The sequence below is a fragment of the Natronosalvus halobius genome (genome assembly GCF_024138145.1).
Classification (GTDB): domain Archaea; phylum Halobacteriota; class Halobacteria; order Halobacteriales; family Natrialbaceae; genus Natronosalvus; species Natronosalvus halobius.
The window spans coordinates 1,471,334-1,497,996 of record NZ_CP099997.1; the positions used below are offsets into that span (position 1 = coordinate 1,471,334).

General features: G+C 63.2%; 32 protein-coding genes and 1 tRNA gene. 17 read left to right on the plus strand and 16 right to left on the minus strand.

What is annotated here, in order from left to right; genetic code table 11:
- Positions 1 to 97: 97 nt before the first annotated feature.
- A complete protein-coding gene (locus NGM15_RS07140; RefSeq protein WP_253437149.1) occupies positions 98 to 895 on the minus strand; it encodes a hypothetical protein in 798 nt (265 codons plus the stop codon).
- 406 nt (positions 896 to 1,301) lie between these two features.
- On the opposite strand from NGM15_RS07140, the gene NGM15_RS07145 reads away from it, so the two are divergent.
- Both NGM15_RS07145 and NGM15_RS07150 read left to right on the plus strand, forming a co-directional pair.
- Entirely contained in the window at positions 1,302 to 1,577 is a 276-nt protein-coding gene (locus NGM15_RS07145; RefSeq protein WP_253437152.1) for a HalOD1 output domain-containing protein, read from the plus strand.
- A 139-nt stretch (positions 1,578 to 1,716) separates the two neighbouring features.
- Positions 1,717 to 2,049: a DUF7344 domain-containing protein gene (locus NGM15_RS07150; RefSeq protein ID WP_253437155.1), complete on the plus strand. Its 333-nt coding sequence runs from the start codon at positions 1,717 to 1,719 to the stop codon at positions 2,047 to 2,049.
- Positions 2,050 to 2,457: 408 nt separating this feature from the next.
- Here NGM15_RS07150 and NGM15_RS07155 read toward each other — a convergent pair.
- Positions 2,458 to 2,532 (minus strand) — tRNA-Arg (locus tag NGM15_RS07155).
- A gap of 154 nt (positions 2,533 to 2,686) precedes the next feature.
- Here NGM15_RS07155 and NGM15_RS07160 point away from each other — a divergent pair.
- From NGM15_RS07160 to NGM15_RS07175, 4 genes are all read left to right on the plus strand, one after another.
- Entirely contained in the window at positions 2,687 to 2,869 is a 183-nt protein-coding gene (locus NGM15_RS07160; protein ID WP_253437157.1) for a DUF7511 domain-containing protein, read from the plus strand.
- Between the two features lie 214 nt (positions 2,870 to 3,083).
- The gene (locus NGM15_RS07165) at positions 3,084 to 3,929 is read left to right on the plus strand and encodes a geranylgeranylglycerol-phosphate geranylgeranyltransferase (RefSeq protein WP_253437160.1); all 846 of its coding nucleotides are present in this window, start codon (positions 3,084 to 3,086) and stop codon (positions 3,927 to 3,929) included.
- A gap of 215 nt (positions 3,930 to 4,144) precedes the next feature.
- Complete coding sequence (locus tag NGM15_RS07170; protein WP_253437163.1) at positions 4,145 to 4,768, plus strand: RAD55 family ATPase; 624 nt, start codon at positions 4,145 to 4,147, stop codon at positions 4,766 to 4,768.
- Positions 4,769 to 5,004: 236 nt separating this feature from the next.
- Positions 5,005 to 5,415, plus strand: a complete 411-nt coding sequence (locus NGM15_RS07175) for a CoA-binding protein (RefSeq protein WP_253437165.1) — start codon at positions 5,005 to 5,007, stop codon at positions 5,413 to 5,415.
- Between the two features lie 42 nt (positions 5,416 to 5,457).
- On the opposite strand, the gene NGM15_RS07180 is transcribed toward NGM15_RS07175, so the two are convergent.
- On the minus strand, positions 5,458 to 6,438 hold the full coding sequence (locus NGM15_RS07180) for a PLP-dependent cysteine synthase family protein (RefSeq protein ID WP_253437168.1): 981 nt from the start codon (positions 6,436 to 6,438) through the stop codon (positions 5,458 to 5,460).
- Positions 6,439 to 6,589: 151 nt separating this feature from the next.
- Positions 6,590 to 6,928 (minus strand): DUF5798 family protein, encoded by a 339-nt coding sequence (locus NGM15_RS07185; protein WP_253437169.1) that lies wholly within the window; start codon positions 6,926 to 6,928, stop codon positions 6,590 to 6,592.
- 136 nt (positions 6,929 to 7,064) lie between these two features.
- On the opposite strand from NGM15_RS07185, the gene NGM15_RS07190 reads away from it, so the two are divergent.
- From NGM15_RS07190 to NGM15_RS07205, 4 genes are all read left to right on the plus strand, one after another.
- The gene (locus NGM15_RS07190; RefSeq protein ID WP_253437172.1) at positions 7,065 to 7,478 is read left to right on the plus strand and encodes a DUF7548 family protein; all 414 of its coding nucleotides are present in this window, start codon (positions 7,065 to 7,067) and stop codon (positions 7,476 to 7,478) included.
- Positions 7,479 to 7,611: 133 nt separating this feature from the next.
- On the plus strand, positions 7,612 to 7,932 hold the full coding sequence (locus NGM15_RS07195; RefSeq protein ID WP_253437174.1) for a hypothetical protein: 321 nt from the start codon (positions 7,612 to 7,614) through the stop codon (positions 7,930 to 7,932).
- 238 nt (positions 7,933 to 8,170) lie between these two features.
- Complete coding sequence (locus tag NGM15_RS07200; RefSeq protein WP_253437177.1) at positions 8,171 to 8,749, plus strand: SprT family zinc-dependent metalloprotease; 579 nt, start codon at positions 8,171 to 8,173, stop codon at positions 8,747 to 8,749.
- A gap of 133 nt (positions 8,750 to 8,882) precedes the next feature.
- The gene (locus NGM15_RS07205) at positions 8,883 to 9,701 is read left to right on the plus strand and encodes an HFX_2341 family transcriptional regulator domain-containing protein (protein ID WP_253437180.1); all 819 of its coding nucleotides are present in this window, start codon (positions 8,883 to 8,885) and stop codon (positions 9,699 to 9,701) included.
- Between the two features lie 91 nt (positions 9,702 to 9,792).
- Here the strand turns inward: NGM15_RS07205 and NGM15_RS07210 are convergent, their stop codons facing one another.
- Together NGM15_RS07210 and NGM15_RS07215 are read right to left on the minus strand one after the other, a co-directional pair.
- Positions 9,793 to 10,050 carry a DUF8119 family protein gene (locus NGM15_RS07210; RefSeq protein ID WP_253437183.1) on the minus strand — a complete coding sequence of 86 codons (258 nt, stop codon included), beginning with the start codon at positions 10,048 to 10,050 and terminating at the stop codon, positions 9,793 to 9,795.
- 56 nt (positions 10,051 to 10,106) lie between these two features.
- A complete protein-coding gene (locus tag NGM15_RS07215) occupies positions 10,107 to 11,276 on the minus strand; it encodes a hypothetical protein (RefSeq protein WP_253437186.1) in 1,170 nt (389 codons plus the stop codon).
- A 362-nt stretch (positions 11,277 to 11,638) separates the two neighbouring features.
- Here NGM15_RS07215 and NGM15_RS07220 point away from each other — a divergent pair, with 362 nt between their 5' ends.
- Both NGM15_RS07220 and NGM15_RS07225 read left to right on the plus strand, forming a co-directional pair.
- Positions 11,639 to 13,411: an acyl-CoA carboxylase subunit beta gene (locus NGM15_RS07220; protein ID WP_253437189.1), complete on the plus strand. Its 1,773-nt coding sequence runs from the start codon at positions 11,639 to 11,641 to the stop codon at positions 13,409 to 13,411.
- 398 nt (positions 13,412 to 13,809) lie between these two features.
- On the plus strand, positions 13,810 to 14,109 hold the full coding sequence (locus tag NGM15_RS07225; RefSeq protein ID WP_253437950.1) for a DUF5658 family protein: 300 nt from the start codon (positions 13,810 to 13,812) through the stop codon (positions 14,107 to 14,109).
- Positions 14,110 to 14,151: 42 nt separating this feature from the next.
- Here NGM15_RS07225 and NGM15_RS07230 read toward each other — a convergent pair whose 3' ends face one another.
- The 6 genes from NGM15_RS07230 to NGM15_RS07255 all read right to left on the minus strand — a co-directional run bounded on the left by NGM15_RS07230 (position 14,152) and on the right by NGM15_RS07255 (position 18,004).
- Positions 14,152 to 14,790: a GNAT family N-acetyltransferase gene (locus NGM15_RS07230; protein ID WP_253437192.1), complete on the minus strand. Its 639-nt coding sequence runs from the start codon at positions 14,788 to 14,790 to the stop codon at positions 14,152 to 14,154.
- A complete protein-coding gene (locus NGM15_RS07235) occupies positions 14,787 to 15,494 on the minus strand; it encodes a GNAT family N-acetyltransferase (protein ID WP_311136459.1) in 708 nt (235 codons plus the stop codon). The genes NGM15_RS07230 and NGM15_RS07235 overlap by 4 nt, the downstream gene beginning before the upstream one ends.
- A gap of 306 nt (positions 15,495 to 15,800) precedes the next feature.
- Entirely contained in the window at positions 15,801 to 16,739 is a 939-nt protein-coding gene (locus NGM15_RS07240) for a carbon-nitrogen family hydrolase (protein WP_253437194.1), read from the minus strand.
- 67 nt (positions 16,740 to 16,806) lie between these two features.
- Positions 16,807 to 17,232 (minus strand): SRPBCC family protein, encoded by a 426-nt coding sequence (locus NGM15_RS07245; RefSeq protein WP_253437197.1) that lies wholly within the window; start codon positions 17,230 to 17,232, stop codon positions 16,807 to 16,809.
- 149 nt (positions 17,233 to 17,381) lie between these two features.
- Positions 17,382 to 17,606: a DUF7123 family protein gene (locus NGM15_RS07250; RefSeq protein WP_253437200.1), complete on the minus strand. Its 225-nt coding sequence runs from the start codon at positions 17,604 to 17,606 to the stop codon at positions 17,382 to 17,384.
- A 212-nt stretch (positions 17,607 to 17,818) separates the two neighbouring features.
- Positions 17,819 to 18,004 (minus strand): DUF7525 family protein, encoded by a 186-nt coding sequence (locus NGM15_RS07255; RefSeq protein ID WP_253437202.1) that lies wholly within the window; start codon positions 18,002 to 18,004, stop codon positions 17,819 to 17,821.
- Positions 18,005 to 18,228: 224 nt separating this feature from the next.
- Between NGM15_RS07255 and NGM15_RS07260 the strand changes: the two genes are divergently transcribed.
- The gene (locus NGM15_RS07260; RefSeq protein WP_253437205.1) at positions 18,229 to 19,452 is read left to right on the plus strand and encodes an LEA/WHy family protein; all 1,224 of its coding nucleotides are present in this window, start codon (positions 18,229 to 18,231) and stop codon (positions 19,450 to 19,452) included.
- A gap of 39 nt (positions 19,453 to 19,491) precedes the next feature.
- Here the strand turns inward: NGM15_RS07260 and NGM15_RS07265 are convergent, their stop codons facing one another.
- Positions 19,492 to 19,725 (minus strand): hypothetical protein, encoded by a 234-nt coding sequence (locus NGM15_RS07265; RefSeq protein ID WP_253437208.1) that lies wholly within the window; start codon positions 19,723 to 19,725, stop codon positions 19,492 to 19,494.
- Here NGM15_RS07265 and NGM15_RS07270 point away from each other — a divergent pair.
- Positions 19,699 to 19,995, plus strand: a complete 297-nt coding sequence (locus NGM15_RS07270) for a DUF7528 family protein (protein WP_253437210.1) — start codon at positions 19,699 to 19,701, stop codon at positions 19,993 to 19,995. The genes NGM15_RS07265 and NGM15_RS07270 overlap by 27 nt on opposite strands.
- 74 nt (positions 19,996 to 20,069) lie before the next feature.
- Here NGM15_RS07270 and NGM15_RS07275 read toward each other — a convergent pair whose 3' ends face one another.
- Both NGM15_RS07275 and NGM15_RS07280 read right to left on the minus strand, forming a co-directional pair.
- Positions 20,070 to 21,101, minus strand: a complete 1,032-nt coding sequence (locus tag NGM15_RS07275) for a phosphate signaling complex PhoU family protein (protein WP_253437213.1) — start codon at positions 21,099 to 21,101, stop codon at positions 20,070 to 20,072.
- Between the two features lie 147 nt (positions 21,102 to 21,248).
- Complete coding sequence (locus tag NGM15_RS07280; protein WP_253437216.1) at positions 21,249 to 22,400, minus strand: ATP-NAD kinase family protein; 1,152 nt, start codon at positions 22,398 to 22,400, stop codon at positions 21,249 to 21,251.
- A 129-nt stretch (positions 22,401 to 22,529) separates the two neighbouring features.
- On the opposite strand from NGM15_RS07280, the gene NGM15_RS18690 reads away from it, so the two are divergent.
- On the plus strand, positions 22,530 to 22,652 hold the full coding sequence (locus tag NGM15_RS18690) for a hypothetical protein (RefSeq protein ID WP_256499270.1): 123 nt from the start codon (positions 22,530 to 22,532) through the stop codon (positions 22,650 to 22,652).
- Positions 22,653 to 22,671: 19 nt separating this feature from the next.
- On the opposite strand, the gene NGM15_RS07285 is transcribed toward NGM15_RS18690, so the two are convergent.
- Positions 22,672 to 23,364, minus strand: a complete 693-nt coding sequence (locus NGM15_RS07285; protein WP_253437218.1) for a competence/damage-inducible protein A — start codon at positions 23,362 to 23,364, stop codon at positions 22,672 to 22,674.
- Between the two features lie 119 nt (positions 23,365 to 23,483).
- Between NGM15_RS07285 and NGM15_RS07290 the strand changes: the two genes are divergently transcribed.
- Positions 23,484 to 23,840, plus strand: coding sequence for a winged helix-turn-helix domain-containing protein (locus tag NGM15_RS07290; protein WP_253437953.1), 357 nt, complete (start codon positions 23,484 to 23,486; stop codon positions 23,838 to 23,840).
- A 311-nt stretch (positions 23,841 to 24,151) separates the two neighbouring features.
- The gene (locus NGM15_RS07295; protein ID WP_253437221.1) at positions 24,152 to 26,503 is read left to right on the plus strand and encodes a PAS domain S-box protein; all 2,352 of its coding nucleotides are present in this window, start codon (positions 24,152 to 24,154) and stop codon (positions 26,501 to 26,503) included.
- Positions 26,504 to 26,663 lie beyond the last annotated feature (160 nt).

Sequence of the window (26,663 nt, forward strand, 5' to 3'; positions counted from 1 at the left end):
GCCTACGTATTCGCCGGAAGCGCAGCGACAACGTGAGAATGTATCCTGGCTGTAATCGCCGGCGAACTCGTTCAAGAGTGACGAACAGTTCAGGACGTTATTCCGCATCCTGTAATTCTTCTACCCACCGTGGCATCTCGACAGAAACGTTATTCGACGTGTAATCGTACGAAATTCCCTTTGTGAACGATTCATCAGTAGTCCAGCTTGTATGGAGATACTCTGCGTAGGTTTCCGCTCCAGGAGTAACGGTGTACGAGACGTCGGCAGCGGTGACGGTGTACGAATGCGGATCGACGCGTACCTGTCCACTCGAACCGGTGATGCGGTATCCACCGTCGAACCATCCGTTCTGGGGTTCGTATATATGTCCCTCAGCTGATTTCTGGACACGTTCGTAGTTGGTACTTCGAAGGTTCTCCACGACGAGCGAAGCGGTCATTTTGACAGTGATTTCGCAATCGGCAGTGTTCTCCTCTCGAGTGAAGAAAACGACGCCCTCTCCGTCACGGTCGACGCGAAGTATATGCTGATCCTCACGCTCTTCGATTCTTTCGAGGACTTGTTCGGCATCATCCTCCTCAGGATATTCACTTCGCGTATAGACCTCCTCACAGGGCCCAGCCTGGTATGAAACGCTTTTCACGTTCTTCACAGTGAGAGACAGATATCGCGCACCGTCCTCGACGACGGCTTCCTCTAAAACCAAATAATCGTCACCGTCAATGGTTATCGCACCGGAAACGTGGTACTCGCTGCCTTCGACAGTACTGAATTGCTCGTCTTTCACCGCATGCGGTTCCGACGTGCTAAACGGATACGTCACCGACAGAATAAGTACCAGACAGATAACTGCCAGGAGTCCAACGATGATCCCTGTAGTTCGACGTTTCATCTCTGACACGACATGTGAGAAAGTAATAATTCTTGTGTCGAGACGGACACCAAATTGTCGCTGAGGACAGATGCTCTATTCCATTCCTTCGAAAACTCCATCGACGAGTTCGATGGCCACGTTCCGTCCCCAATCTGGCCCCACGTTCCGTCCCCGACCAGGCCCCCGTGACTCGTGGCTATCGACGTCGGTCCGCTCCTGGTGACCGACTGGGACGGGTGGAGCAAACTCGAGACGATCCTCGAGTGCTACCGCGGAACCTATAACCGGAGCAACAATGAGAACTTAAACAAGGAGACTGGTTCTGGCGATTGTGCTGTAGAGGAATTGTGTACTACATGGCCTGAGAGTATCGTTCGTTGTCGTTTGACGGCAAATATTTCCCTCTCAAGTTGCAAGGAGGTGTATGGGGGGTAACGATGAAGATGGCGATTCGGTACGAGAGGAATACGACTGGTCGGCTACGCGACCGAGCATCGCCGTAATCGACGCCGTTGCGCACGCTGAAGACGTCGAAATAACCGACGTTTCGTCCGCCCTCGATACAACGCTGTATGGGCAGATTGATCCGGACGCTCTCGACACACTCGTCACCGGTTCTGATTACGTTTCGGTCGCCTTCTCTGTCGACGATTATGACGTCCAGATTGAGGGAAACGAGATACTGGTCAGCGGCGAATAGAACACCTGTTGATTCTCTTTGACCGCTCGACGCCTGAAGACCAGTCGTTCCAACACGATTCTTCGCATACAATTGTGCGAGAATTACGTGGGTAAGAGGTGGTAGGGAGTGTTAAATGCTAACGCGGCAAATATTGTGTATGGTCGCGCTGGACGAAGTCTTTGAGTTGTTGAAAGACCAGAGACGACGATACGCGCTGTACTATCTCTACGAGAAGGATGGACCAGTTGCAGTTTCTGAACTCGTCAAAGCAATAGAGAAATGGGAAGCAGATCCACCGAAAACGAGTGGTCGGTTAGATCGGTTCGAAGAAATTGCGCTCGAATTGAAACACCACCATCTTCCAAAGTCTGCCGAAGTAGATTTCGTTCAGTACGACAAGGAACAGGAGGTGATCCAGGTCCAGGGGTCACCTGAGGAATTCGATGCCCTCCTCACGATCGCAAAGTTAGTGGAAGAACCGGAAGAATGAGGCGAAACCTGAGCGGAGACTGGACCGCTCGATCGGATTATCGACGCTCACAGCGGCCTCCCTCGAGCGCAGTGAACCTCTCGAGTGCATCCGCGTCAGAGTCAGCGAAGACCCGTCGACGAACTCCTCACATCACTCGCACTCGCAATTTCCGACGAGTCAGCTCCTCGAAGCCTCCGCGGGTTCAGCTACGAGTTCGAAATTCATCGATCCGTCCAGGACGGCGGCCGTAGCTCCCCATTCACAGTCAGGAACGGTCGCCGCTACGTGGGAAGTGGAGACAGTCGAAATTAGGCCTTCTGCGAAGGGTTGTTACGGGATTTGAACCACGGTCGCAGCAAAGCCGCTCCCTGATTCAAATCCTTCGTGGACATGATTCGCTCCTCACCTCCGTTCGTCACAGAATCATGGGCGCTACAGGATTTGAACCCGTGACAACTTGGTCCGAAGCCAAGCACTCTGTCCAGACTGAGCTAAGCGCCCTCACTCCCTGCTTTTCGTCGACCCGGTATAAGTCACTCGATTCGGGTCGTCCGAGTCACGTGATCTCACTCTCGAGGCCGCCCCCACCCCTGTTCCCAGGTGGTGATAATCACCAGCATAGATACCAGTAACGGAAGCCAACTCGTAAGTAAGCATGACTGTCTCCGAAACCCCGGTCGAGTCACCGACCGACCGATCAGCCGACGTACTCGAGTTGCTCACTGACGAGGCAGGCACCTGGACGATGGTCCCCATGAGTGCGACCGGTGACGAGCGAATGACCCAGTGGATTTCCGTCGATAGCGCCGTGCTGTGTGACCTCGAGGAGATGCGCTGACCATCGGAGACGATAGCAGTTTCCGTGGACCTGGGCCTTTCACGGCCCACTCTGCATTTTCCTTGGCGACGGTGGAGTCTCTAGCGCCCTCGAGCGTCCTGGACGAACTCGGCCGACCCCAATCCCGAGCGACTCCGAGCATCCTCGAGCGTCCTGGAGCACCGCGGGTGAACGTATCGGTCCGTTTATACGCAGTCGCTGATCACTCCAGAGCATGGCGACGGGAGAGACGGTCCGTGGGCTAATCGAACTGACGAGACCGATGAACGTCGTCGCGGCCTCGGTGCTGACGTTCATCGGCGCGTTCGTCGCCGGTGGAGTCGGTGAGGCGCCGCTACAACTGAGCGCGGCAGTCGGGGCGACGGCGTTCGCCGTCGGTGCGGGCAACGCGATCAACGACTACTTCGATCGGGAGATCGACCGGATCAATCAGCCACAGCGCCCGATTCCTCGGGAAGCGGTGTCCCCGCGGGGGGCGCTCGCGTTCAGTCTGGCGGCGTTCCTCGCGGCCGTGGCGTTCGCCGTCACCTTGCCACCGACCGCGATCGCCATCGCAGTGGTCAATCTCCTCGCGCTGATCACGTACACGGAGTACTTCAAGGGGCTGCCCGGAATCGGGAACGCGCTCGTAGCCTACCTCGTCGGAAGTACGTTCCTGTTCGGTGCGGCCGCCGTCGGCGACATCCAGGCGACGGTCGTCCTGTTTCTGCTCGCTGGCGTGTCGACGCTGACGCGGGAGATCATCAAGGACGTCGAGGACGTCGACGGCGACCGCGAAGAGGGACTCAACACGTTGCCAATCGCGATCGGCGAACGGTCCGCCCTCCACGTGGCGACGGTCCTGCTCGTCGTCGCAGTGGTGGCGAGTCCGTTTCCGTACCTGGACGGCTATTTCGGCGTCGCCTACCTACTCGTCGTCGTCCCCGCGGACCTCGTCATGCTGTACGCGGCCGTCGAGAGTTACCGGAACCCGACGGCGGGGCAATCACACCTCAAGTACGGCATGTTCCTCGCAGCGCTGGCGTTCATCGTCGGTCGCGGAGCGCTGCTCCTCGCGTAAGTCCACCGGTCACGCCACCTCGAGACCTGGCCGCGAGCGTGCAGCGTTGCCGATCCTACTCGCCAGTCAATAGCCTCGTTTCCGACGCGAAATACACGCACACAACTGTATAATCAAAAGTACTATATCCCGGTTGCTGCATCTACATACCATACGTCAGTGCAGTCACCGGGGAGTGCCGTCGACCGTGGCTGCCGACGAACGGGGTATCTGGTATGTACGATCTCGCAGACGTCCGCCCGGAGGAGTCAATTGCTCCGGGGACGAACGTGCTGATTGCTGGGCCGCCGCTCACGGGAAAGCGCAATCTCGCGCTCGACGTGCTCGCGAGCGGCGCCGACGGGGGAGAGGGGACGATAATCGTTACGACGAAAGACAGCGCCGAAAAAGTTCTCACCGAGTTTACGACGCGGACGGTGAACGACGATCCCGACGTGGGGGTCGTCGACTGCGTGACCAAACAGCGGGGGATCGGCACGGCCGACGACGACCCGCGGATCAAGTACGCGTCCTCGCCGGTCGACATGACCGGAATCGGGATCAAACTCTCTGAGTACCTCCAGGACTTCTACGAGGTTCGCGGATTGACCGAAAATCGCATCCTCCTGCACTCGATTTCGACGCTACTCATGTACTCGGACCTCCAGACAGTCTTTCGATTTCTCCACGTCTTTACCGGCCGAATCCAGAGCGCCGACGCCCTGGGCGTCTACGTCATCGACTCGACGGCCCACGACGACCAGACGATGAACACGCTCAAACAGCTCTTCGACGGCGTCGTCGAGATCGACGAGGGAGGCGATGGCGAGCAGACGATTCGAACGGCCGGGTTGTCCTGAGTTCGAGGGTACGTCTCGAGTTCGTTGGCGGCAGTCTCGTCGTTCGGCTACAGACTGCCCTGAGGGGTGCCTCCGACTCGAATCCCGGTCAAGTGCCATTCAATCCCCGTCAAGTGCCCGTCGAGTCTCCGTTAAGTGCCCATCCAATCCCCGTAGAGTCTCCCACACGACCCTATCTGGTACCCGTCCGCCAGAAAATAGATACGTTGACCCGCTTCCAGCACGAAGCTCGAACCATGCCAGTTACCGACGATACCACGCTGCGGGAGATTCTCGAACGAGAGACGATCGCTGTCGTCGGCTGTTCGGGGACGCCCGGAAAGGCGGCACACGACGTGCCGACGTACTTACACCAGCACGGCTACGACGTGATCCCGGTCAACCCGCACGCCGACGAACTCCTCGGTCGAGAGGCGGTCGGCGAACTCGCCGACGTCGACGAGGAAATCGATGTCGTCAGCGTGTTTCGACCCAGCGAGGAGGTTTCGGAAATCGTCGACGCGGCCCTCGAGCGGGCGGACGCCGACGTCATCTGGACGCAACTGGGAATCGTCGACGAGGACGCCACCGAGCGGGCCGAGGACGCGGGTCGGACGGTCGTCCAGGATCGGTGTATGAAGGTCGAGCACCGCCGGCTGGTGGCGTAGTTTTGGGCAGTATTAGAGACTAGCGAACGAATCCGTTTTCCGTTACCCTTCCCACTCCTCGAACGAGCGATAGATCCCCTTCGAGAGGTAGCGCTCGCTCGAGTCGGGAAACACCGTGACGACCGATTCATGGGGGGCGTCGATCTCGTCGCTGTCGATTCCCTCGGCGACGTGTCGCGCAGCGACGCTGGCCGCGCCGGCGCTCGAGGCGACGAGGTGACCCTCCTCGGCGGCGAGACGCGTGAGTTCGTCGTGGGCTGCCCGGTCGCCGACCGCGAAGACGTCGTCGACGAGGTCGGGGTCGAACAGTTCGTTCGTCTCGACGTTGTGCGTGCCGATTCCCTCGATCTTGTACTCGCCCTCCTCGCGATCCTCGCCGAGGAACTCGCCATAGAGGGAACCCTCTGGTTCGACGGCGGCGACGTAGGTTTCGGAATTTTGTTCGCGGGCGTAGCGAGCGAGACCCATGAGCGTCCCGGCCGTCCCACAGCCGGCGACGACGGCGCCGACGGATCCGTCGAGCGCCTCGTAGATTTCGGGGGCGGTCGTTTCGTAGTGTGCTTCGGTGTTGAGCGGGTTCGAGAACTGCTGGGGAACGACGGCGTCGTCGAGTTCTTCGGCCAGCAGATGGGCGCGTTCGATCGCCCCGTCCATCCCGTCTGAACTCGGCGTGTTGATGATCTCGGCGCCGAGTGCATCCATCAGCTGCTGTTTCTCGACGCTGAAGCGCTCGGGGACGACGAAAATCGCGTCCAGCCCCAGCTGGCCGGCGGCGACGGCGATGCCGATGCCGGTGTTGCCGGCGGTCGGTTCGATGATCGTTCCACCGGGTGCGACGTCGCCACGCTCGAGCATCCGTTCGAGCATGTAGCGGCCGATACGGTCCTTGACGCTTCCCCCCGGATTGAACGTCTCGAGTTTCGCGTAGATCGGGACGTCGGTCGGTCCCTCGTGGATCCGCACGAGCGGCGTCTCACCGATCGTCTCGAGCACCGAATCCAACGGTCGCTCGTAGGTCGTCATCGTGCTGGCAAATGTTACCCCTGTTGTTAGGTCTTCTCATCACCACCGGCGCAAGCGTCAGTTTGGAGGGCGAACCGCCAGAAAAAGCCGTACTGGACGAAACGCCTGACTCCAGTGGTGGTCGATACCGACTCCGAATCGAAGCGGGTCGTTACTCGCCCACCTGGGTCGGCGCGTCGGTGTCTGCGTCTCCTTTCGCATCCCCTTCCGTCTGGGCCGATTCATCCTCGTCGTCCGTTCCCTCCGGGTCGTCGATCGCCGCGTCGGCGAGAATCTGTTCGCCGTCGATCCCGTGCTCGTCGGCGATTGCGAGGAGGAGCGCCCGCTGTTCGGTGACGTTGTGGTCGAGTTTCGTCACCGTGTCGTGGGTGTGGTCGACTTCCTCCTCGAGGTGGATGATTCGCTGCTGGAGTTCCTGCACCTGCCGATACATGGCTTCCGCGCGATCCGAGAGGCTCTGGATCTTCTTGGCCGTACTGCCGAGTCCCATACCAGCCGATGCGAGCGCCAGCGGGTTGAGTGTTGTCTTCCGTCTCGCGGCGCGTACCCGCTTGCCCTCGTCTCTCGGTTCGCGTGAGGCTTCGACAATCGCCGCAGTTAAACGATCTGCCTTCGACCCCTCGAGCATGCACGCACACCAGCGACCGCCCACGCTCGGGGTCGTCGCGGCGCTCACGTACGTGCTCGCCGCGCTCGCGCCCTACGTCCTCCTGGAGGTCGAGACGAGTGTCCTGGAGGTGTACTACGCCGCCGGGCTCGCTGGCCCGAACCTGCTCTCGCTGTTCGCGCTCGTCGCCGTCGTCCTCTTCGCGGCAGGGAGACAAACCAGGACCGAACCGGACCTGGTCGCCGGCGTGACGCTCGTCCTGGGACTGGTCCTGTTAGCCGTGACGGCCCTCTGGGCCGTTTCAGTCCCCGAAAGCGTCGTCTTCGAGCCCGGCGCCGACTGGTTCGTCTACCATCGCTGGCTCACGACTGCGATTTCGGCCGTGATTCCCGCTGCCGCCGTCTGGTACGCCAGGACGCTCGATCTCGTCTGACTCCGCCTGGGTTCGTTCTCACTGCTCGCGAACACGATTCAGCAGGCTGAAAACTATCGTCTCCGTCACAGTCTACCTGTTCTACCAATATTTCGACAGGAAAGCTTATGACGCGCTACTCGGGTTATCGGGTATGGCACGTGACACTCCGGCAGCAGACGACGTACAGCACCACTCCACCCTCCCACACCTCGTGACCATCGTCGGTCGCGGGGTCCCCTCGAATTTCGAGATTACGGTCGACGGCGACCTAGAGATGGTCGACGACGAACCCACTGAGTCGGCGACCGTCGTCTCGGGAAGCGGCGCCGAAGGTGCGGTCGACACCGGTGTCAGGCGGTTCCGATTCTCCGGGGAGATGGCGAACGTGCGCGTCGTTGACTGGAACGGAAACACTGCCCCCGAATCAACGAGCGTCCCGACGGTTCACGTCGATTACGGCGTCACGAACTGACCGTCTCGTTCCTTCGCACTATCGCGCAACCAGCGACAGCGACGGCAATGGCAACGGGGACGGCAACGGCAACGGCAACGGGGACGGCAACGGCAACGGCAACGGGGACGGCAACGGCAACGGCAACGGCGATACCAGGCCGTGACACACCCAGTCGCCGACCACCGGTAACAGCCTCGACCGACGCGATCACGACCGTAACGACTACGTCTCGAGAATTCGTCGCGGTCGGTAACCCGTGTCCGACGCCGACTCGAACGACACCGATCCGTCACCCACCATCGACGACGAACTCCTCGCCCGCGCCCGGATCCACGCGCGAGACGTCGACATCGACGTCGACTGGGACCGTCTCGAGTGGGACGTCTCGGCACGAGCGAAGCGTCGGGCGGGAGCCTGTCGCTGGCACGCGGACCGGGGGGTGGCGACCATCGTGCTCTCGCGCCGGGCCTACGAGGCCTATGACTGGGAGACCTTCGCCGCGGTCGTCCGCCACGAACTGGTCCACGCCTGGGAGTACCAGCGCTTCGGCGAGTCGGGTCACGGCGAGCGATTTCGTCGCGTTGCCGCCGAACTCGAGGCCCCACGTCACTGCCCCTCGTTCGCGGAACCGCGGTACGTCCTGCGCTGTCTGAACGACGGTTGCGACTGGCGGGCACGTCGCCACCGCGCGTCGGCCCCCGTGACGACGCCCGAACGGTACCGCTGTGGGAACTGCGGGAGCGACTACGCCGTCGAGCACGCCGAGAGCGGTCGCCGCTGGACGACCGCGAGCGAGTACGGCGGCGCAAAGGCCGCACTCGGCGACGATTGGTAGCGAGAAAAGGGGGGCCCTCGGCGACGACTGATAATAGGAAAATCGATCCCGATCCTCGGCGTTCGATATTCGACAGACGGCGGACCAGGAGGGAATCCCGTACAGTTATTTACTTGCCGTGGGCGGTCGTCGTATGGACGTCGTCAAGCGCGTACACATCGTGCCCCTCGGCTACGAGTTCGACCGCGTCCTCGAGCCGATTTGCGACCAGCGGGCCGACCTCGTCTACCTCCTCGAGCACCCGACGGACGATCCGGACCGGGTCGTCCCCGACTACCGCGAGGAACTCGTTTCGGACATCGAGTCGGCCGCAGCCACGGTTCGTCGCCGCGAGTGCGATCTGACGGACGTCTACGCCGTCCTCGGGGAGGTGACGACCCTGGCCGACGAGCACGCGACCGATTCCGTCTCCGTGAACGTCTCCGGCGGCGGCACCATCGCGGCCATCGGCGCGACCATGGCCTGCATGGACGTCTCGACCGACGCGACCGCCTACTACGTCGAGCCCGAGGACTACGCACACGATCCGACGACGATCCCGATCTCGAACGGGACCGCGGACGTCTACGGTCTCCCGACCTATCCAATCGAATCGCCCACCCGCGACCAGATCGCGATCATGGGCTTTCTCGCCGATCCCGCGTCCTGGAACGGCTATCACGAGGAACGGACGACGCCACCGAAGAAGAAAGACTGCATCGAGTTCGCCCGGGACGTCGGCCTCTCGTTCATGGCCGACCGCGCCCCGCCGGAGTCCCACCCTGGCGGCGAGGACAAGGGCGCCTTTCGCGTCCTCGACACGCACGTCCTGGATCCCCTCGAAACCGACGGCTACGTCGAGATCGAAGCGGTGGGTCGTCGCCGCGTGATCACGCTCACCGATCAGGGCGAAAACGCGTACCGGGCGTTCAGGCACAAACTCAAGTACGCCGAGAACTATCCTGGCGAGTGACGGCGGTTCCCGTCCTCTCCGACTGCTCGACGAGTGACGGTGACCCCCGTCCTCTCCATCTGCTCGACGAGTCAGCGCGGTGAGTCCGGTTCTACTCGTCCGCCTGCCGAGTCACCGAACCGGCGCGGATCCAGGGAGCAGTGATGGCGACGTACCCAGCCGCCCCGCCGACGAGGAGCACGTAGAACGCCCACCTTGGCCAGGCCGTCTCGAGGAAGAGGAGCGCCAGGAAGACCGTCCAGAGGGTGAGAATGGCGAGATCCGCGAGAAGGCGGATCCAGCCGAGGACGAGCGTCCGATACGTTCGCGCGCCGTCGGTCGAGTCATGTCGTCGTGATGTGGTGGTCATTGGTAGTGGCTGCTCTCGTGGGCTGGTATGGTGTTGGTGTTGGCTTTGACGTGCGTTCAGAAGTGAAACCCATGCTGTTCGGTCAACTGATAGGCCGCGATACCCCAGACGTAACTCTGACCTGGCCACCAGGTTCGGGCGTTGTTGAAGCCCGCGACGAGGACGCTTCCGTCGTCACCGACCGGGTCGGCGTGAAAGCTCACCGACCCGCTGTCGCCGTCGGCCATGTCCGTCTCGTCGCCCCATCGCAGCTGGCCGCGCCGACACACCGAGCCGGTGAGACAGGAGACGGCGTCGATCCCCTGGATCTCGCCACTCGTCTGGCCGGTGAGCGCGCCGACCTTTTCGAGGGGTTCGTCACGGGCGACCAGGTCGGCCAGGCCGTATCGGGTGAATTGCCCCTGAATGTCGTACCGGCGGTCTCCTTCGATCGTGCTGCTCGGCCGATACGGACCCGTCGGTTCGATGGTTACGACGTCCGCAACCGGATAGCTCTCGGTGACCGTCCCGAGTTTCGTTCGTTGGCCGTTCTCGAATGGAAGCGAGACGGTCGCCCCACGCGCGTCCTTGACACCGTCGAACGCGTGGTGAGCGGTCGAAAAGTAGCGGGTATTGGACCCGGGCTCGTACAGTGCCGGCCCGAGCGTGGCGATGCTCGTATCGGTCTCACAGGAGATGCCGGCCGGAACGAGCGTCGACGCCGGGTCGCGGGCTCGACGGGGCTCGCGCTTGACGTCGTCCTCGAGGCCGTCCAGATTTCGAATGGTATCGACGTTGATCGACACGCCGTCGACCGCCCGATCGAGTACCTCGCGAACGGTGTCGGCTTCGACGGATACCTCGACCGTGATCGTCGCACCACCGTCGTCGTACGTTCCCGGGACGACGGCGCTCCCGAGGTAGCCGGTGACCGTCGACTCCGCGAGGAGTTCGTTGAGTTCGAACGCTTTAGCGACGCTCGCGTACCACGACGCCGGCACCGATCGCGTTCGGGTGTCGACGGACCACGGGTCGTCGGGATCCGTTCGAACGAGGGCCGTGACGACGGGAACCTCGCCGTCTGCCGCGGCGAGGAAGTCGTCGACGCCGAGGACGCGAGCCAGGCCGAGGCTGTACCCCGCCGCGACGAGCGTCCGGATGAACTCCCGCCGGTCCATGCCGCGAGCGACCCGCTCGCGGAGAGACGCCAGTCGCTGTTCGGTCGACCCGTCGGTATCAGGATTCATCGTGCCTCGAGAGACGAGCGTAGATGGCCCTCCAACGGGGAAAGCTAATTCTCCCGTACAGCGACAGGTCGAGTGCACAGATCGAACAATCCACACTTACCCACTAAATTGGTGTACTTGCGTGATTCCGGGGACACGCGTCGAACGTGTGCAACTGTGGCGGTGGTCACGAGGGTCGATCTCCGGAACCGACCCCTGTCTCGCCCTCGTCTCGCCGTCACTTCGCGGGTCACCGGATCGTTCGGCTTACCCTACTCGACGACGCGCAGCGAGACTACTCCGAGGGATGCAATACGGTATCACGAATTCCGCAACCGAGCGAAAGGGAAAACGGTTTTTCCCCCCTCCTCGCAGCATTTGCCATGAACGTTCGTATCGGACCGGGTGCGTCCGACGAGGAGGTGTCGGCGATCGGGACGGCGCTGGCCGAGTACGTCGGAAACGAAGTCGAAGTGTACGTCGGGGACGGGGAGGAACCAGCCGTCGTCGTCTCGCCGCCGGATTCGAACTCGAGTTCGAGCGACGGCGACGGCGCTGCAGCCACCAATCAGGCTGTCGCCACGGCGTCCGCCGCGGCGGACGACCTCGGCCCGACCGAACGCGAGGAGAAACTCCTCGCAGAAATCGAGAAGATCCTGGAGGGAGGCCACGAAAAGTACAAGGAACAGTTACCCGAGGAAGGGAAACTGTTCGTCCGCGATCGAATCGACCTCTGGTTCGACGGCGAGAACAGCAAGTTCCTCTTCGAAGACGGGAAGTTCGCAGAGTTCGACGCGGACGACCGCCTCCCGGCAGACGCCCTGATTACGGGCGCGGCCACTTTCGAGGGCCGGGACCTGCACTTCATGGCCAACGACTACACCGTCAAGCGTGGATCGATGGCCGCTAAGGGTGTCGAGAAGTTCCTGCGTATGCAACAGCGCGCCCTGAAGACCGGTCAGCCGGTACTCTACCTGATGGACTCCTCTGGGGGGCGAATCGACCAGCAAACCGGCTTCTTCGCCAACCGCGAGGGGATCGGCAAGTACTACTACAACCACTCGATGCTCTCGGGGCGGGTGCCGCAGATCTGCGTCCTGTACGGCCCCTGCATCGCTGGAGCGGCCTACACCCCGGTCTTCGCCGACTTCACCATCATGGTCGAGGGGATGTCCGCGATGGCGATTGCCTCCCCACGGATGGTTCAGATGGTCACCGGTGAGGAGATCAGCATGCAAGAGCTCGGCGGCGCACAGGTTCACGCCAGCGAATCCGGGTCGGCCGACCTCGTGGCGACCGACGAGGAACACGCCCGGGAACTCGTTGCCCAACTGATCACCTATCTGCCCGACAACGCCGACGAACAGCCGCCGCAGATGGAGCCTCGATCCCCGTTGCAGAGTCCAGAGGGGATCGACTCGATCATCCCACAGCACCCGAACCGTGGCTACGACATGGTCGACGTCATCGAGCGTGTCGTCGACGCGGGGAGCTACTTCGAGCTGAAACCCGACTACGGCAAGGAGATCATCACCGCCTACGCCCGGATCGACGGCCGCCCCGTCGGCATCGTCGCCAACCAGCCAGCCCACCGCGCGGGAGCCATCTTCCCCGACGCCGCCGAGAAGGCCGCCGAGTTCATCTGGAAGTCCGACGCGTTCAACATTCCGCTGTTGTACCTGTGTGACACGCCCGGCTTCATGGCCGGTTCGCAAGTCGAGAAGGACGCCATCCTCGAGAAGGGGAAGAAGTTCATCTACGCCACCTCGTCGGCGACGGTCCCGAAACAGACGGTCATCGTCCGGAAGGCCTACGGTGCGGGTATCTACGCGATGGGTGGCCCGGCCTACGACCCCGAGAGCATCATTGGCCTTCCGTCTGGCGAAATCGCCATCATGGGCCCCGAGGCGGCGATCAACGCCGTCTACGCCCGGAAACTGGCAGAGATCGACGACGAGGACGAGCGCGCCGAGGAGGAGGCACGCCTCCGCGAGGAGTACCGCGAGGACATCGACATCCACCGCATGGCCAGCGAGGTCGTCGTCGACGAAATCGTCCCGCCGAGTTCGCTCCGTGAGGAACTGGCCAACCGCTTCGCGTTCTACGAGGGCCTCGAGAAAGATCTGCCGAGCAAGAAACACGGCACGATTCTGTGATCCGGGAGGTGCGTTCTGTGATCCGGTAGTCGGTCACTGATCACTCGATGCGTATTTCGACGCGCTGCTGAACGAGTGTGGGCGATGTTGATCGCCTACGAGTGTGGCCGATATCGACCTCCGAGTGTGGCCGACACCGATCGTTTGCGAATAGAGTCAATGCCGATTACCTGCGAGTACGACCGACTACGATTTCTCGAGCCTGTAGCATCCGCTTACTCGCCAGTAACTCGAACGTACGCCTGCCTCGAGACTCCATAACAATAGCCGGCTCCGCGGTAACGGGAGACGCTCTCGCTGGCTCATGCCGGTTCGATTCCGGCAGGGAGCGTATGTCCACGGACGGCCTTCGCGCCCGGGTCCAGCAGTCTCGTCGCCTTCGACTCGAGACGGCCCGAATGGACCGCCTCGAGACCATCCTCTGGCTAGTCGTCGCCGTCTCGCTCGTCGGCGACGTCGTCACGACGTTCGTCGGCCTCCAGCTCGGCCTCGCGGAGTCGAACCCCGTCGCCCGCGGGGTGATCGACAACTGGGGGCTCCTCGGGATGCTCGCGCTCAAGGCGGGCGCCGTCGCCATCGCACTCGCCTGCCGGACCGTCCTCGAACGAGCCTACCGACCGATCATCCCGGCGGCGCTGGCGCTGCCGTGGGTGATGGCCGTGGTACTCAACGTCTACCTGATCTCGTCGGTTCTCTGAGTCGATGGCGTGAGAGCAATGGGCTGAGGGCGCGGTAACCCTTCACCGACTTGCTTCGAGTGACACCATCGAGCGTCTGCTCGAGGGATCGTAACTCGCTCGCGTAATCGTGTACCGAATCGCGTCGGTCGGTTCGTCGACGGCCATCGTCCACCAGTTTCGGAGCCGACAGTTCCGGGTCCCGCCGAGGCGCTCGACGTACCGGTCGCAGGCTCGCAGCGAGCGCTCGTTGTCCGCCTGGACGAGCACCGAGACAACCTCCAGGTCGAGGTGCTCGAACGCGAGGGTTACGAGCGCGTCGGCTCGTTCGCCCGAGTAGCCCCGGCCCCAGAAGCGTTCGCGGAGCCAGATTCCCAGGTCACCGGTTCGTTTCGTCCAGTCGACGCCGAGGCCGCAGGTGCCGGCGATGTCGCTGGTCCCCTCCTCGTCCTCGTCCACTCGCGGGCGTATCACGTAGTCCGCCGACCGCGATTCGTTCCAGGCACCCTCACGGCTCGCGAGGAACTCGAGAGTCTCGCCCGGCGTCTCGTGTGGATCCCAGGGCGTGTACCTCGTCACGTCGCCGATGGCCGGATCCAACCCACAGATCCGGTAGTACGCGAGGGGGTCGACCGTCCCGCCCGAGAGGCGCTCCAGGAGGAGGCGGTCGGTTTCAATGGCGTCGGGAAAGAGGTGGCTCATCGGCCCCGGCCTGCATCGTCGTCCGTTCGTTCTTCCCGTACCCCCGCGTCGAGTCGCCCTCGAGCCTCGTCCGAAAACGAGACGCCCACGTCCGGCCGATTCTCGCACTCGCGGTACTCCTCCTGGGAGACGCTGTAACGATACAGGTCGATCGGCTCACCGTCCTGGATGCGCCAGTTGCGAAGGAGGCCGTCGCGACCGCCGCCGTGGGCCTCGGTGTAGCGCTCGATTGCACGGTTGGAGTTCTCGTTGTCGACCAGCGCTGTGACGGCCACCAACTCGAGGTCTAGGCGCTCGAACGCGAGTTCCATAAACGCGGCTGCACGCTCCCCGGAGTACCCGCGCCCCCAGAAGCGCTTGCGGAACCAGACGCCGAGCGTCATGGTTCGTTTCTCCCAGTCGATGCTGAAGCCAGCGTCGCCGGCGAACTCGCCCGCGCCGTCCTCTCCATCTCGCAAATAGACGGCGTAGGAGCCGCCGCTCGAGTCGTCCCACTTCTCGCTGACGTACTCGAGGAACTCGAGGGTCTCCTTCGGCGTTCGGTGCGGATCCCAGGTGACGTATTCGGTGACGTCCTCGATTCCCGGATCCGACGAGCAGATCTCGTAGAGGTCGAACAGCTGGCCGGCGTCGGTCTCGTCGACGTGGAGCGCCTCGAGACGGAGGCGGTCGGTTTCGATCGCCTTGGGAAAGAGTGCAGTCATACCGACCGAGACGGACGGAGGGTAAAAAGCACTACCCAGGGTGTGGTAGCTAGTCACAACACTGTATTGCTGGTGAGTTCGTCGTCATTGCCCACGAGTGTGTGACGACAGCAGTTTCGAAGGCACAGGACAAATCGAGTGGCGAAAGGAGTGGGCGAGGCGGTGAGTTGGCCTCGTTTCCCGGGAACGAGGCGCGACGGGCCGAGACGACGCGCAGTGCCGGTCGTGACGTGAAAAGCGTCTTGTAACCGGCATCAGTAGGTGGTAGGCGAACGAATAAAAAGTCAATGGTCTCGGCAGTACGGGTTACAGTCGCCGATCTCGCAGGGCCGGAAACCGCGACCGGACGTTCGAAACGGCCCCCGCGTCGACGTCGGCCATCACCAGGGCCGAATCGTCCCCGCTCGAGGCCAGTACCGTCCCCCAGGGGTCGTAGACGGTCGACCGTCCGAGCAGCGTGGCCTCCTCGAACGACCCCGACCCGTTGATCGTCGCCACGTAACACTGGTTCTCGATCGCTCGCGCTCGAGACAGCGTCTGCCAGTGCTCGAGACGTGGGTACGGCCATGCGCTCGGGACGAGAATCAACTCGACGCCCTGGTCGACCAGCCGTCGGTACAGTTCCGGGAATCGCAGGTCGTAACACGTGCTCACGCCGACAGTGAGCCCACAGACTGTTGCCGTATCGATGGCCTCCCCGGGGACGAGGAGTTCGGTTTCGGCGGACTCGTACCCGAACAGGTGGTGTTTCCGGTAGACCAACTCGATGTCGCCCGACGAGGAGAGCAGTGCCGTGGTGTTCGCGTATCCCTCGTCGGCGGGTGTCTCCACCGACTCGGTTGCCGCGAGGTCCTCGACGAAGCTGCCCGTGAGCACGGCGACGTCGTTCTCGATGGCAGCGTCGCGAAGTCGGTGCAGGGTCTCTCCCTCGAGCGGTTCGGCGCTGCGCGCGTACAGGTCGAACTCGAAGTACCCCACCGTGAAGAGTTCGGGCAGTGCGACGAGGTCGGCGCCGCGAGCGGACGCTCGCTCGATTGCCTCGACGGCCCGGTCGCGGTTGCCCTCGAGGTCGCCTGCCTGGACGGCCAGTTGAGCGAGTGCGAGGGAGATGTTTTCGCTCTCGTCCACGTCCTCGTGTTCGTGTTCGTCCTCGTTCTCGTCTACCTCCCCGTTCTCACCCTTGCGCCCGGCCGTTCCGTGCTCGTCTGTCGTCGCCTCCGTCGCCGCGTCGGTATTTTCGGTCATGGTGGTGTGTGAGTCCGTCGTGCGTGTCTCGTCTACCGTACTCGTGACCCGCCCGTCAGCGTCCCGGTCACTCGACCTCGCGTTCGAGTTCGCGCTGCAGGTTCTCGAGTTCACCGTCCAGGTTGCGCTTGAAGAAGCGTTCGACGCCCGGCAGGTGTCCGTCGACGACGAAGGTATTGTTGAGGCGGCTTCCCCCGCTCGTCTCGGTGATCTCGTGTTCGCCCGTGACGTCGAGCAGTTTCGACCGGCCGACGAACTTGACGTACTCGGGCGGGCGCCTGATGACGTCCTCGGTGTCGACGCTGACCGTTCGCGTCACCAGCGGAAGCGGGATCTCGACGTGCCAGGTCGCCCGTCGGCCGTCGGGGTCGTCCGTCGTGAAGTCTTTGACGACGCTAATCGCTCGAGCGCGCTTTTCCGGATCGGCGATGAACGCCCAGACGCGCTCGGGTGGTGCCTGTAACTCGAACGACCGATCGATCCGAACAGTCATACGCCTTTCTCGGTGGGTGAACGGTAAAAAGACGGTGAATTGAGCGAACCGCCGTTCACACGCTATCGACAGGTCGGCCGCTGCCGGGGCCACACTCTCGAACGGTTCGGCCGTGCGGCCGTGCCGCCGTTCGGTTCGAGACCGAGCGGTTAGCTCATCGTGACCTTCCAGGTCGTCGAGCGCGCGCGGCCCCACTTCTCGATGTCGATGTCCTCGGTCTTCTCGGCGAGGTGGGGGAGGCGGACGCCGACCTGTTTCGAAGAGAGGCCGATCGCCTTGGCGATGTTTTTCGCACGGAAGTACTGCTCGCCGCGGGCGGCGCTCTCACGGAGGTACGAGATTATCCGCTGCTCTTCGTCGGAGTAGTCCGTCATCGTCCGTATATGAGATAGGTCGTCTGTGGCCTTAACTCTTGAGAGGGGTTTCAGCCGATGGCGGTCGAAGAGAACTGCCGTCAGCCGTCAGTCGTCAGTCGTCAGTCGTCAGTCGTCAGTCGTCAGTCGTCAGTCGTCAGTCGTCAGTCGTCAGTCGTCAGTCGTCAGTCGTCAGTCGTCCGCTCTCTATCGTCTGTCTCGAGCGGGTGCGGTCAGTGCCAGTAGAAGTGCATGCCGACGATCGCCAGCGCGCTGAACGTGACGGCGGCGGCGAAGCCCCAGGCCGCATGGATCTCCGGTGCCGTCGTGAGCATCACGAGTGCGCTGAGGATCGCAACGGCGCCGAACACCAGCCCCACTCCGACCCCCTTGTCGGTCGTCTGCGTGTGATCTGCCATGCTGGCGCGTTTTGTGGGGGCCTCCTTAATTGCATTCATTCGCGTCAACGATTCCGGTCATTCGTGGCAACGACTCTATTCGTTCGCGTCAAGATTGTCGTCTTCCAGCCGATCCAGGAGCCCCTTCGCAGGCACCTCGATCGACGGTGGAGTCGCCGATACCGATCCCTGACGATCCCGCACGTTTACAGTCTCGAGGTTCCAACGGATCTCACGACGAACGCATGGTACTTCAGACACTCCGATCACTCTTTCTCGGGAGCGCCTTTCGAATCGCGGGAACCCTCGTGCTCGCTGTTGCCGTCACCATCGCCGGCGCGTTCGGTGCGGGGGTACTCGGCGTCCTCACGCTCGAGTCGATGGACAACGAGTTCGGGGACGTCGACGACGAACGAACCGAGATCCTGACTGACCTGACGATTCACAATCCGAACCCGATCGGCCTGGGTTCCGCCGATGTCGACGCGACCTACGACGTCTCGATGAACGGCGTCGAGATGGCCAACGGGAGCGGCCAGGACATCACCGTCGAGCCGGGCACGTCGACTGAATCGCTCCGGACGGAGATGCGAAACGAGCGCATTCCCGACTGGTGGGTGACCCACATCGAAAACGGTGAGGAGACCCACGTCGAGATCGATGCGACCGTCTCGAGCGGCCTCCTCGATCGATCGACCGAGGTGACGAACGAGCAGACCGTCGAGACGGACATTCTCTCGGCGTTCAACTCCGAGGAGACCAGACCGATCAACGCCGACCGGGCGCTCGTCGAGGATCCAATCCTCTACGTCAACGCCACGCGAGGCGAGTGGGCCGGCGTCGACCAGCAACACACGGAACTTCGGCTCGAGTTCGACGTCTACAACCCCAAGAGCTACGCGATCCCGACGAGCCAACTCGGCTACGAGATTACGATGAACGGCGTGACCGTCGGTCTCGGGGAGAGCGACCGCGAGTACGTCCTCCAGCCCGGCGAGGAGACGACGATCGTGACGACGACCCGCATCGACAACGGGAATCTCGACGACTGGTGGGTCACCCACGTCGAAAATGACGAGGTCTCGGATCTTCGAATCGAGTTCGATGCCACCTTCGAACTGGCTTCCGGGACGACGATCACCGTCCCCCTCGAGGCACTCACTTACGAGGAGACGGTCGAGACGGACATCTGGGGGAACGACGAGGCCGGTGAGTCGAACTCGAGCGACGGAGAGGCGAACGCGACCGACGAGACGGAGTCGGATGTCGAGGGAGCCGAGACAGACGACGAGACAGACGGCGGAGCCCAGGAAGATACCGATGGCGGGACCGACGAGGATACGGACAGTACCGGTGACGACGGTGGTGGCGGGAACGACGATGGCGACGGGAGCAACGATGACGACACGAGTAGTACGGACGACGGAGAAAACGACGAGGAAGACGACGACTCCCTGCTCGGCCTCTGATCAGCGACAGTATTTTGTCACCGGCGCCTGTACCCCTTCTCATGCAACGGAGTCAGACCGCTCCTGATCGCGTTCTTCTCGCATAGCCTCGCTACTGACGACGACCAGGACGAGTCCCACGAATCTGCCGACGACTCGATCGTCGTTCGCCCCGACGGCGACGGAATCACCCTCCAGTTCGAGGAAACTACTCGTACACTCACTCGCCAGGAGGCCCTGGCGGTCCAGTCGGCAATCGGCGACGCGTTGACCGATCGCCGCGAGTACGTCCACACCGTCGGCACCCGTCGCGAGGACGGCTCCTACGTGGTCTCCCGCCGCAGCGCCGACTCGACGGGGAACCAGCAGGTGTTCGACTCGTTCGAGGCGCTCGAGTCCCTGTACGCCGACCTCCCGAACCGGTTCGACGCCGATGCGGTTGGATGCCAGGGGACGAAGATCACGGGCTCGAGGCGGCACATGCTGATACGCCACTTCGTCGAGCATCCGGCGTTCGACTGTCGACTCGTGAGTCGGCGGCCGCTCGAGGTGGTAAAACGGTGAAACGGTGAAACGGTGAAACGGTAGCCATCGCTCGAGTGCTCGCGAGGCTCGAGCACGACGGGGACTCGAGGATCCTACTTGATGGTGGTGTGCTCGGACTCCTCGTTCAGCGCCAGGTTCGCCGCAATCTCGACGTTTCGAATCGCGTACTGGGCCGTCTGCTGGAGGCTGACCAGCACCTCCCTGACCTGGAGGAGGTCCTCGTTTTGCATCTCCGGCAGGTCCGCGAGGATCTCCCGCTCGCGGTCGGAAATGTCGTGAAACAGTTTGCGGGCCTCGATCGTCTTGTCGTAGTTGCGCTCGACGGCCGACTCGACGGCAAGAGCCGTGATCTCGTCGACGGCCTCCGTGAGTTCCCGAATTTCGCGCATCACCGATTTCTCGACGTTGAGGGTGTGGCCCTCCGCTTCCATCACGATGTCGGCGATGTCCTCGGCGTTGTCCGCTGTCAACTCGAGGTTCTTCGCGATCGATCGGTAGCCGATCAGGGGAAAGCCCGACTCGAGGCCGACGGCACGAGCGAGCGTGGGATTCTGGTAGGCCGTGAAGATCAGGCGCAAGAGGAGAACGAAGATCTTGTTGGCCTGGCGTTCCCGGTTGAGCGCCCGCTGGGCCAGGTCGGGGTTGCCGTGAGCGAGCGCCTTGATCGCCTCTCCGCGCATCGTCCGGCCGGTTCGCTCGAGGCGCTCTAAGAGGTTGTCGAGGGTGAAGTCCTCGGGATCGACCGAACACCGGATCGAGATGCTCTCGGGCGTTTCTTCGATGACGCCCAGGCCCATGAGCTGGGTCTCCGCCCGGTAGACCGCGTTGATGTGGGCGGACTCGAGGGCGCCATCGGTACACTCGATGCGAATGACCCGTCGGCCCAGGACGTACTGGGCGACGATGGCACGCTCGACCGCGTCGGCGTCCAGGTTGTCGGTTCTGATGGTGGCCTCGGTCTCCTCGAAGTTCGCCGATTCAGGCATCACCGTCAGCGTTCCCTTACCGCCCATCCGTAGCGAGACCTCGTCGCCTTTCTCGACGCCGTGCTCGCTGGCCCACTCCGCCGGGAGGGTCATCGCCAGGGTCGACGGCCCGAGTCGCTGAACTTTCCGCGTCTCCATAGCGCGAGATAGGCGCTGTCACACCTTAGTCCTGACTATACAGCCATTATTCGTTGCAGATTGTCCATGTGTACTAGTGTTACTCGGTCCGTTCGAGAGCGACCTTATACGCCTCGTCGAGCCGAGAGGCTCGGACCTGCCGCCCGCTCAGACCACCTTCAGCAACCGCGTCGTGAACCGGCCAGTTCGAACGTGCATCCACCCGCGGAGGGACTCATCGACCGCCTCGTCGCCCGTATCGACCCGTAGCTGGCCGACGCCGTCGAGTTTGTCGTCGCTGGCGACTACCTCGACTTCCGCCCGTTCGATTACTGTGGGGGAGATCTGGTGGTTGCCCCGCCCGAAGACGAATCCCTGGCCGCCAATAGGCGAGACGACGATCACCGCGGGCGCTTCGAGCACGGCCAGGATCTCAGACTCGCTCGCGTCGCGGGCCAGTACCTCGCCGTCGCGCCAGACGTCGACGCCCAGCGGCGAGGGGTCGATCCCGAGGGCAGATTCGATCGCGCCGACGGTGCTCCCGGGCCCGAAGACGTAGGTCGTTCCCGGGTCGACCTCGTCGGCGAACCCCTCCGCGAGCGCGTCGACGCTCCCGCTCGAGAGCTGTTTGCTCGACTGGACGCCGCTCGCGACGGGGACGGGGACGACCGCCCGGAGTTCGGCCCGGACCTCGCCCTCGCGGTAGGCGTCCTCGTCGATGTCGTTGACCTCGCAGTCCTCGACGCGGTCGAACTCGGCGGCGACCCGACCCGCGTCGGCCGGCGTGACGCCGAAGACGGAGGAGTAGATCTTCACGCCCGCGGGGACGCCGAGCATGGGCGTCTCCCTCTCGCCGTCGACCCCGGAGAGCACCTCGGCCACATCGACGGCCGTCCCGTCGCCGCCGACGAACAGCACGAGGTCGACGTCGCGCTCGAGGAACGCGCGGACGGCGGCTTTCGTGTCGTCGGCCGACGTCTCCGGCGAATCGCCGTGGTCGTTCGTCTCGCTGTCCTCGTTGCCCCTATCGTCTTCATCGCTCTCACTGCCCCCATCGACAACGCCCGACGGCTCGTAGACCACCTCCGGGTCGTACCCCGCCGCTCGAGCCGCGTCCTCGCCCATGGGGCCCGCGGCGGTGTAGACGGCCAGCTCGGGCCGGCGCCGTGCGAGCGCCTCGAGGGCTTCGACTGCCCGCTCTGGCGCACGAGGTTCGGCCCCGCGACGACGCGCTTCCGCGACCTTCCCGTCGGTTCCCTTGAGTCCGACGCGCCCGCCCATGCCGGCGATCGGATTGACGACGACCCCGAGCGTTTCCATGGTCGGTCATCGACCGCGTGGCAAAAAAGGCGTGCGACTCGGCCGTTGGCGACGTCGTTCCATACGCCGTACGCTCGAGAGCCGAGCGCTTTCTGAACAGTTAAGAAGGGCGACGACACAGGTGTGCGCATGGTCGACCTCACGCACGTCGTACTCGCCTCGAGTGACTTTCCGATCGAAATCGCCGGCTGGGCCGTCCTCCTCATCGGCCTCCTGGTCACGGCGTTCTGGACCCTGTACCTGTATCGCTGATCACTCCTCGTATCGCTGATCACTCCTCGCGTTCCTGGACGCGCTCGCGGAGCCACGCCGTCGCCGCCTCGACTTCCGCCGGGTCGGGGCTCTGGACGGTGATCCGAACGGACTCGCCCGGGTAACTGCCGACGCTCACGTCGAACTCCTCCCGGACCGCCTCGAGCCGGCTGACGAGTGCACTCTCCGGTTCGTCGGCGACGACGACCTCGCGGTGTCGGGGCGCCCCGTCGAACTCGTCGAGGACGGCTGCGAACATCGCCTCCATCTCCGCGGGTACGCCTGGAACCACGTACACCGATTCGACGACGCACCCGGGCGCGACCCCTTCGACGTTGTGGAGGGGACGGGCACCGCGCGGCAGGTCGGCCGTTCCCGCGGTCAGGTCCTCGCGCGCGTACCCGCCCTCGGACTCCAGCCAGGCGAGCGCCTCGTCGTTGCGCTCGAGCGACCGGCCGAAGGCGGCGGCGACGCCCTCCATCGTGCGGTCGTCGTGGGTTGGGCCGAGGCCGCCGGTGACGACAACCGCGTCGTACTCGGCCCGGTACTCGTTGACGACGCGGGCGATGTCGCCGATGCGATCCGGAAGCGTCGTCACGCGCTCGACGTCGATCCCCCGTTCGTCGAACCGGGCACAGAGCCAGGTGGCGTTCGTGTTCTCCGTCCGTCCGGCGAGCAGTTCGTCTCCGACCGTGACGACCGCGACGTTCATACCCGTGGTTGGGACCGCTGGTGGAAAGGTCTCTCGTCACCTCGTGCCCAGGTATATAAATACACGGGTAGAGACAGCCACAAGATTCAATTCTTATAATTCACATAGCACAGACAATGATGACACGTGGTGGCTGGACGGAACAACGGAACAGCGAATCAGATGCGCTCCTGTCGGCCCTCGGCAGCAAGTACAGTGCGGAAATTCTCTGTGCGGCGGGCACCCCCAAATCCGCACAGGCCCTGAGCGAGGACATCGAGGTCCCAATCGCGACCTGTTATCGTCGGATCGAGGAACTCGTCGACGCCGGCCTGCTCGAGTGTGAGGGGCGAACGCTCTCGAACGAGGGGCGCCGGACGAACATCTACCGGCGAACGCTCGACGAGATCGAGGTCGATTTCTCCTCCGAGCGTCCACAGTTCTCGCAGAAGCGCCGAACGGAAGCCAAGAATCGGCTCCAGGACCAGCTGCGGTGACGTGACGCCGGGGAAGGGGATCGACCGTTCGCACACGGAGTCGTCGGATGCGGTGGGGCGGGGTTCGGATTCGTTCTCGGGTGCTCGACGGATTGGTACACTTGCACGGATTCTTACTATACATTCTATATCTTTGAAGTGGTTTCGTCGATACCCGACGTATCACCGACGATTCGTCGAGCGGCGATCCACGCTTCTCGACCGCCGAACGGGTGCTCGTTCCTGGGACGACGTTCGTTCAGCAAACGGTCTCGCCCCTCGTTTCGTTCGATACGAGGTTTTACCTGTGGTAAGCACCTATCAGGGACAGAATGGACCCGACTTCCGAGACCGACACGGGACCCGATCCGCGGGCCCGCCAGCAGGAAGTCGTCGCCCAACTCGGGCAACAAGCCCTCCAGAGTGATGATCTCGATGGGTTGATGCGCGACGCCGCGGTCACCGCCGCCGAGACGCTCGAGGTCGAGTACGCGGCGGTGCTCGAGCGGCGTTCCGACGAAGACACCCTCTCGCTCAGACAGGGCGTCGGCTGGAACGACGGGATCGTCGGGTCGGCGACCGTCCCCGCCGATCCACACTCGCAGGGGGGCTATACGTTGCTCACCGAAGAGCCGGTCGTCGTCGACGATTTGCGGGCCGAAGAGCGGTTTTCTGTCCCCGCGCTGTTTTCAGACCACGACGTCGTGAGCGGGATCAGCGTCGCCATCGGCGGGCCGGGCGATCCCTGGGGCGTCTTCGGCGTTCACACCACCGACCGTCGCGAATTCGCCGAGGACGCCGCTGCGTTCGTCACAAATCTCACGAACGTTCTCGCCGCGGCGATCGATCGCGCCGAGACGGAACGCCGGTTGCGCGAGCGCGAACGACGGCTCGAGCGATATAGGGAGTACACCGACGGCATCCTCGCCGCCGTCGACGACGTGTTCTATGTCATCGACGAATCGGGCACGTTCCAGCGCTGGAACGAATCCCTGACCGCGGTGACAGGCTATTCGGACACGGAGGTCGAGTCGATGCACCCGGTGGCGTTCTTCGACGAGGAGGATCGCGACTCGATCGCAGCCGAGATCTCGGAAGCCTTCGAAACCGGACGTGCTCGAGTCGAGGCCGACATTCTGACGAAAGACGGTGACCGCATCCCCTACGAGTTCGTCGCGACCAGACTCGAGGCGCCCGACGGAACGCCGGTCCTGGCCGGGATCGGCCGCGACGTCACGGCACGAAAGGAACGGACCCGGGAGCTCATCAGGTACGAGCGCATCGTCGAAACGATCAACGACGGCATCTACGTGGCCGACGACGACCTGCGATACACGATGGTCAACGACGCGTTCGCCGCGTTGACCGGCTACACCCGCGAGAATCTTCAGGGGGCCCACGCCACACGTGTCATCGACGAGGCAACCATCGAGGAGGCCGCGGAAATGCGTGCGGTGATGGCCACCGACGAGACGGCCAATCCGACGCAGGAAACGACCGTCGAGACGGCAGACGGCACCAACGTCCCCGTGGAAGTGACGTTCGCGTCGTTTACCGCCGATGGCGAGGAGAACCGCGTCGGCGTGGTCCGAGACATCACCGACCGCGAGGAACGCGAGCGGGCCCTCGAAGAGAGCGAGCGTCGATACCGGACGCTCGTCGAGAACTTCCCGGACGGCGCCGTCGGCCTCTACGACGAGGACCTCACTTACACGGTTGCCGGCGGCGAGATGTTGAACGTACTGGATATCCCACCGGACGAGATCGTCGGCGTCTCGATCTACGAGCGCTACCCCGACGACCTCGTCGAGGAGATCAAGCCGCACTTCCGCGCCGCGTTCGAGGGCGAGTCGAATACGTTCGAGGTCGAGTACCACGACCGCCACCTGCTGGCGCACACCCTTCCCGTTCGAAACGGCGCCGACGAAATCTACGCGGGGATGTTGATGATCCAGGACATCACCGAGCGGACGGAGTACCGTCGACAGCTCGAGGCGTCGAACGAGCGCCTCGAGCAGTTCGCTTACGCCGCTTCCCACGACCTCAAAGAGCCCCTGCGGATGATCTCGAGCTACCTCACGCTGCTCCAGAAGCGCTACGACGGCGAACTCGACGAGGACGGCGAGGAGTTCCTGAAATTCGCCGTCGACGGCGCCGATCGGATGCGCGCGATGATCGACGGGCTGCTCGCGTACTCGCGAATCGACACCCAGGGAGAGCCGCTCGAGCCGCTCGAGCTGGACGCCGTCCTCGACGCCTCCGTCGACAACCTGCGCGTGAGAATTGAGGAGAGCGGGGCCGAGCTCACGGCCGACTCGCTCCCTCGCGTACGGGGCGACGAACACCAGCTCCAGCAGGTCTTCCAGAACCTCCTGAGCAACGCAATCGAGTACAGCGGCGACGACCCCCCGCGGATTCGCGTCTGGGCCGAGCGAGCCGGGGACGAGTGGGAGGTGTCGGTTCGTGACGAAGGGATCGGTATCGACCCCGACGAGACCGATCAGGTGTTCGAGGTGTTCCAGCGCCTCCACAGCTACGACGAGCACGCTGGAACGGGGATTGGGCTCGCGCTCTGTCAGCGAATCGTCGAGCGTCACGGCGGCGAGATCCGGGTCGAATCGGCGCCCGAAGAGGGGGCGACGTTCTCGTTCACGCTCCCTGCAGTGAACGGCGCCGGTCCGTAGCGTTCCCTCTTGCCGATCGGGTGCGAAGGTGATTCGTCCAATCGTGTGGAGAAGGCAAGCTGGTGTACCGAGTAGCGAAAGGGACCTGGTGTACCGAGTAGCGAAAGGGACCTGGTGTACCGAGTAGCGAAAGGGACCTGGTGTACCGAGTAGCGAAAGG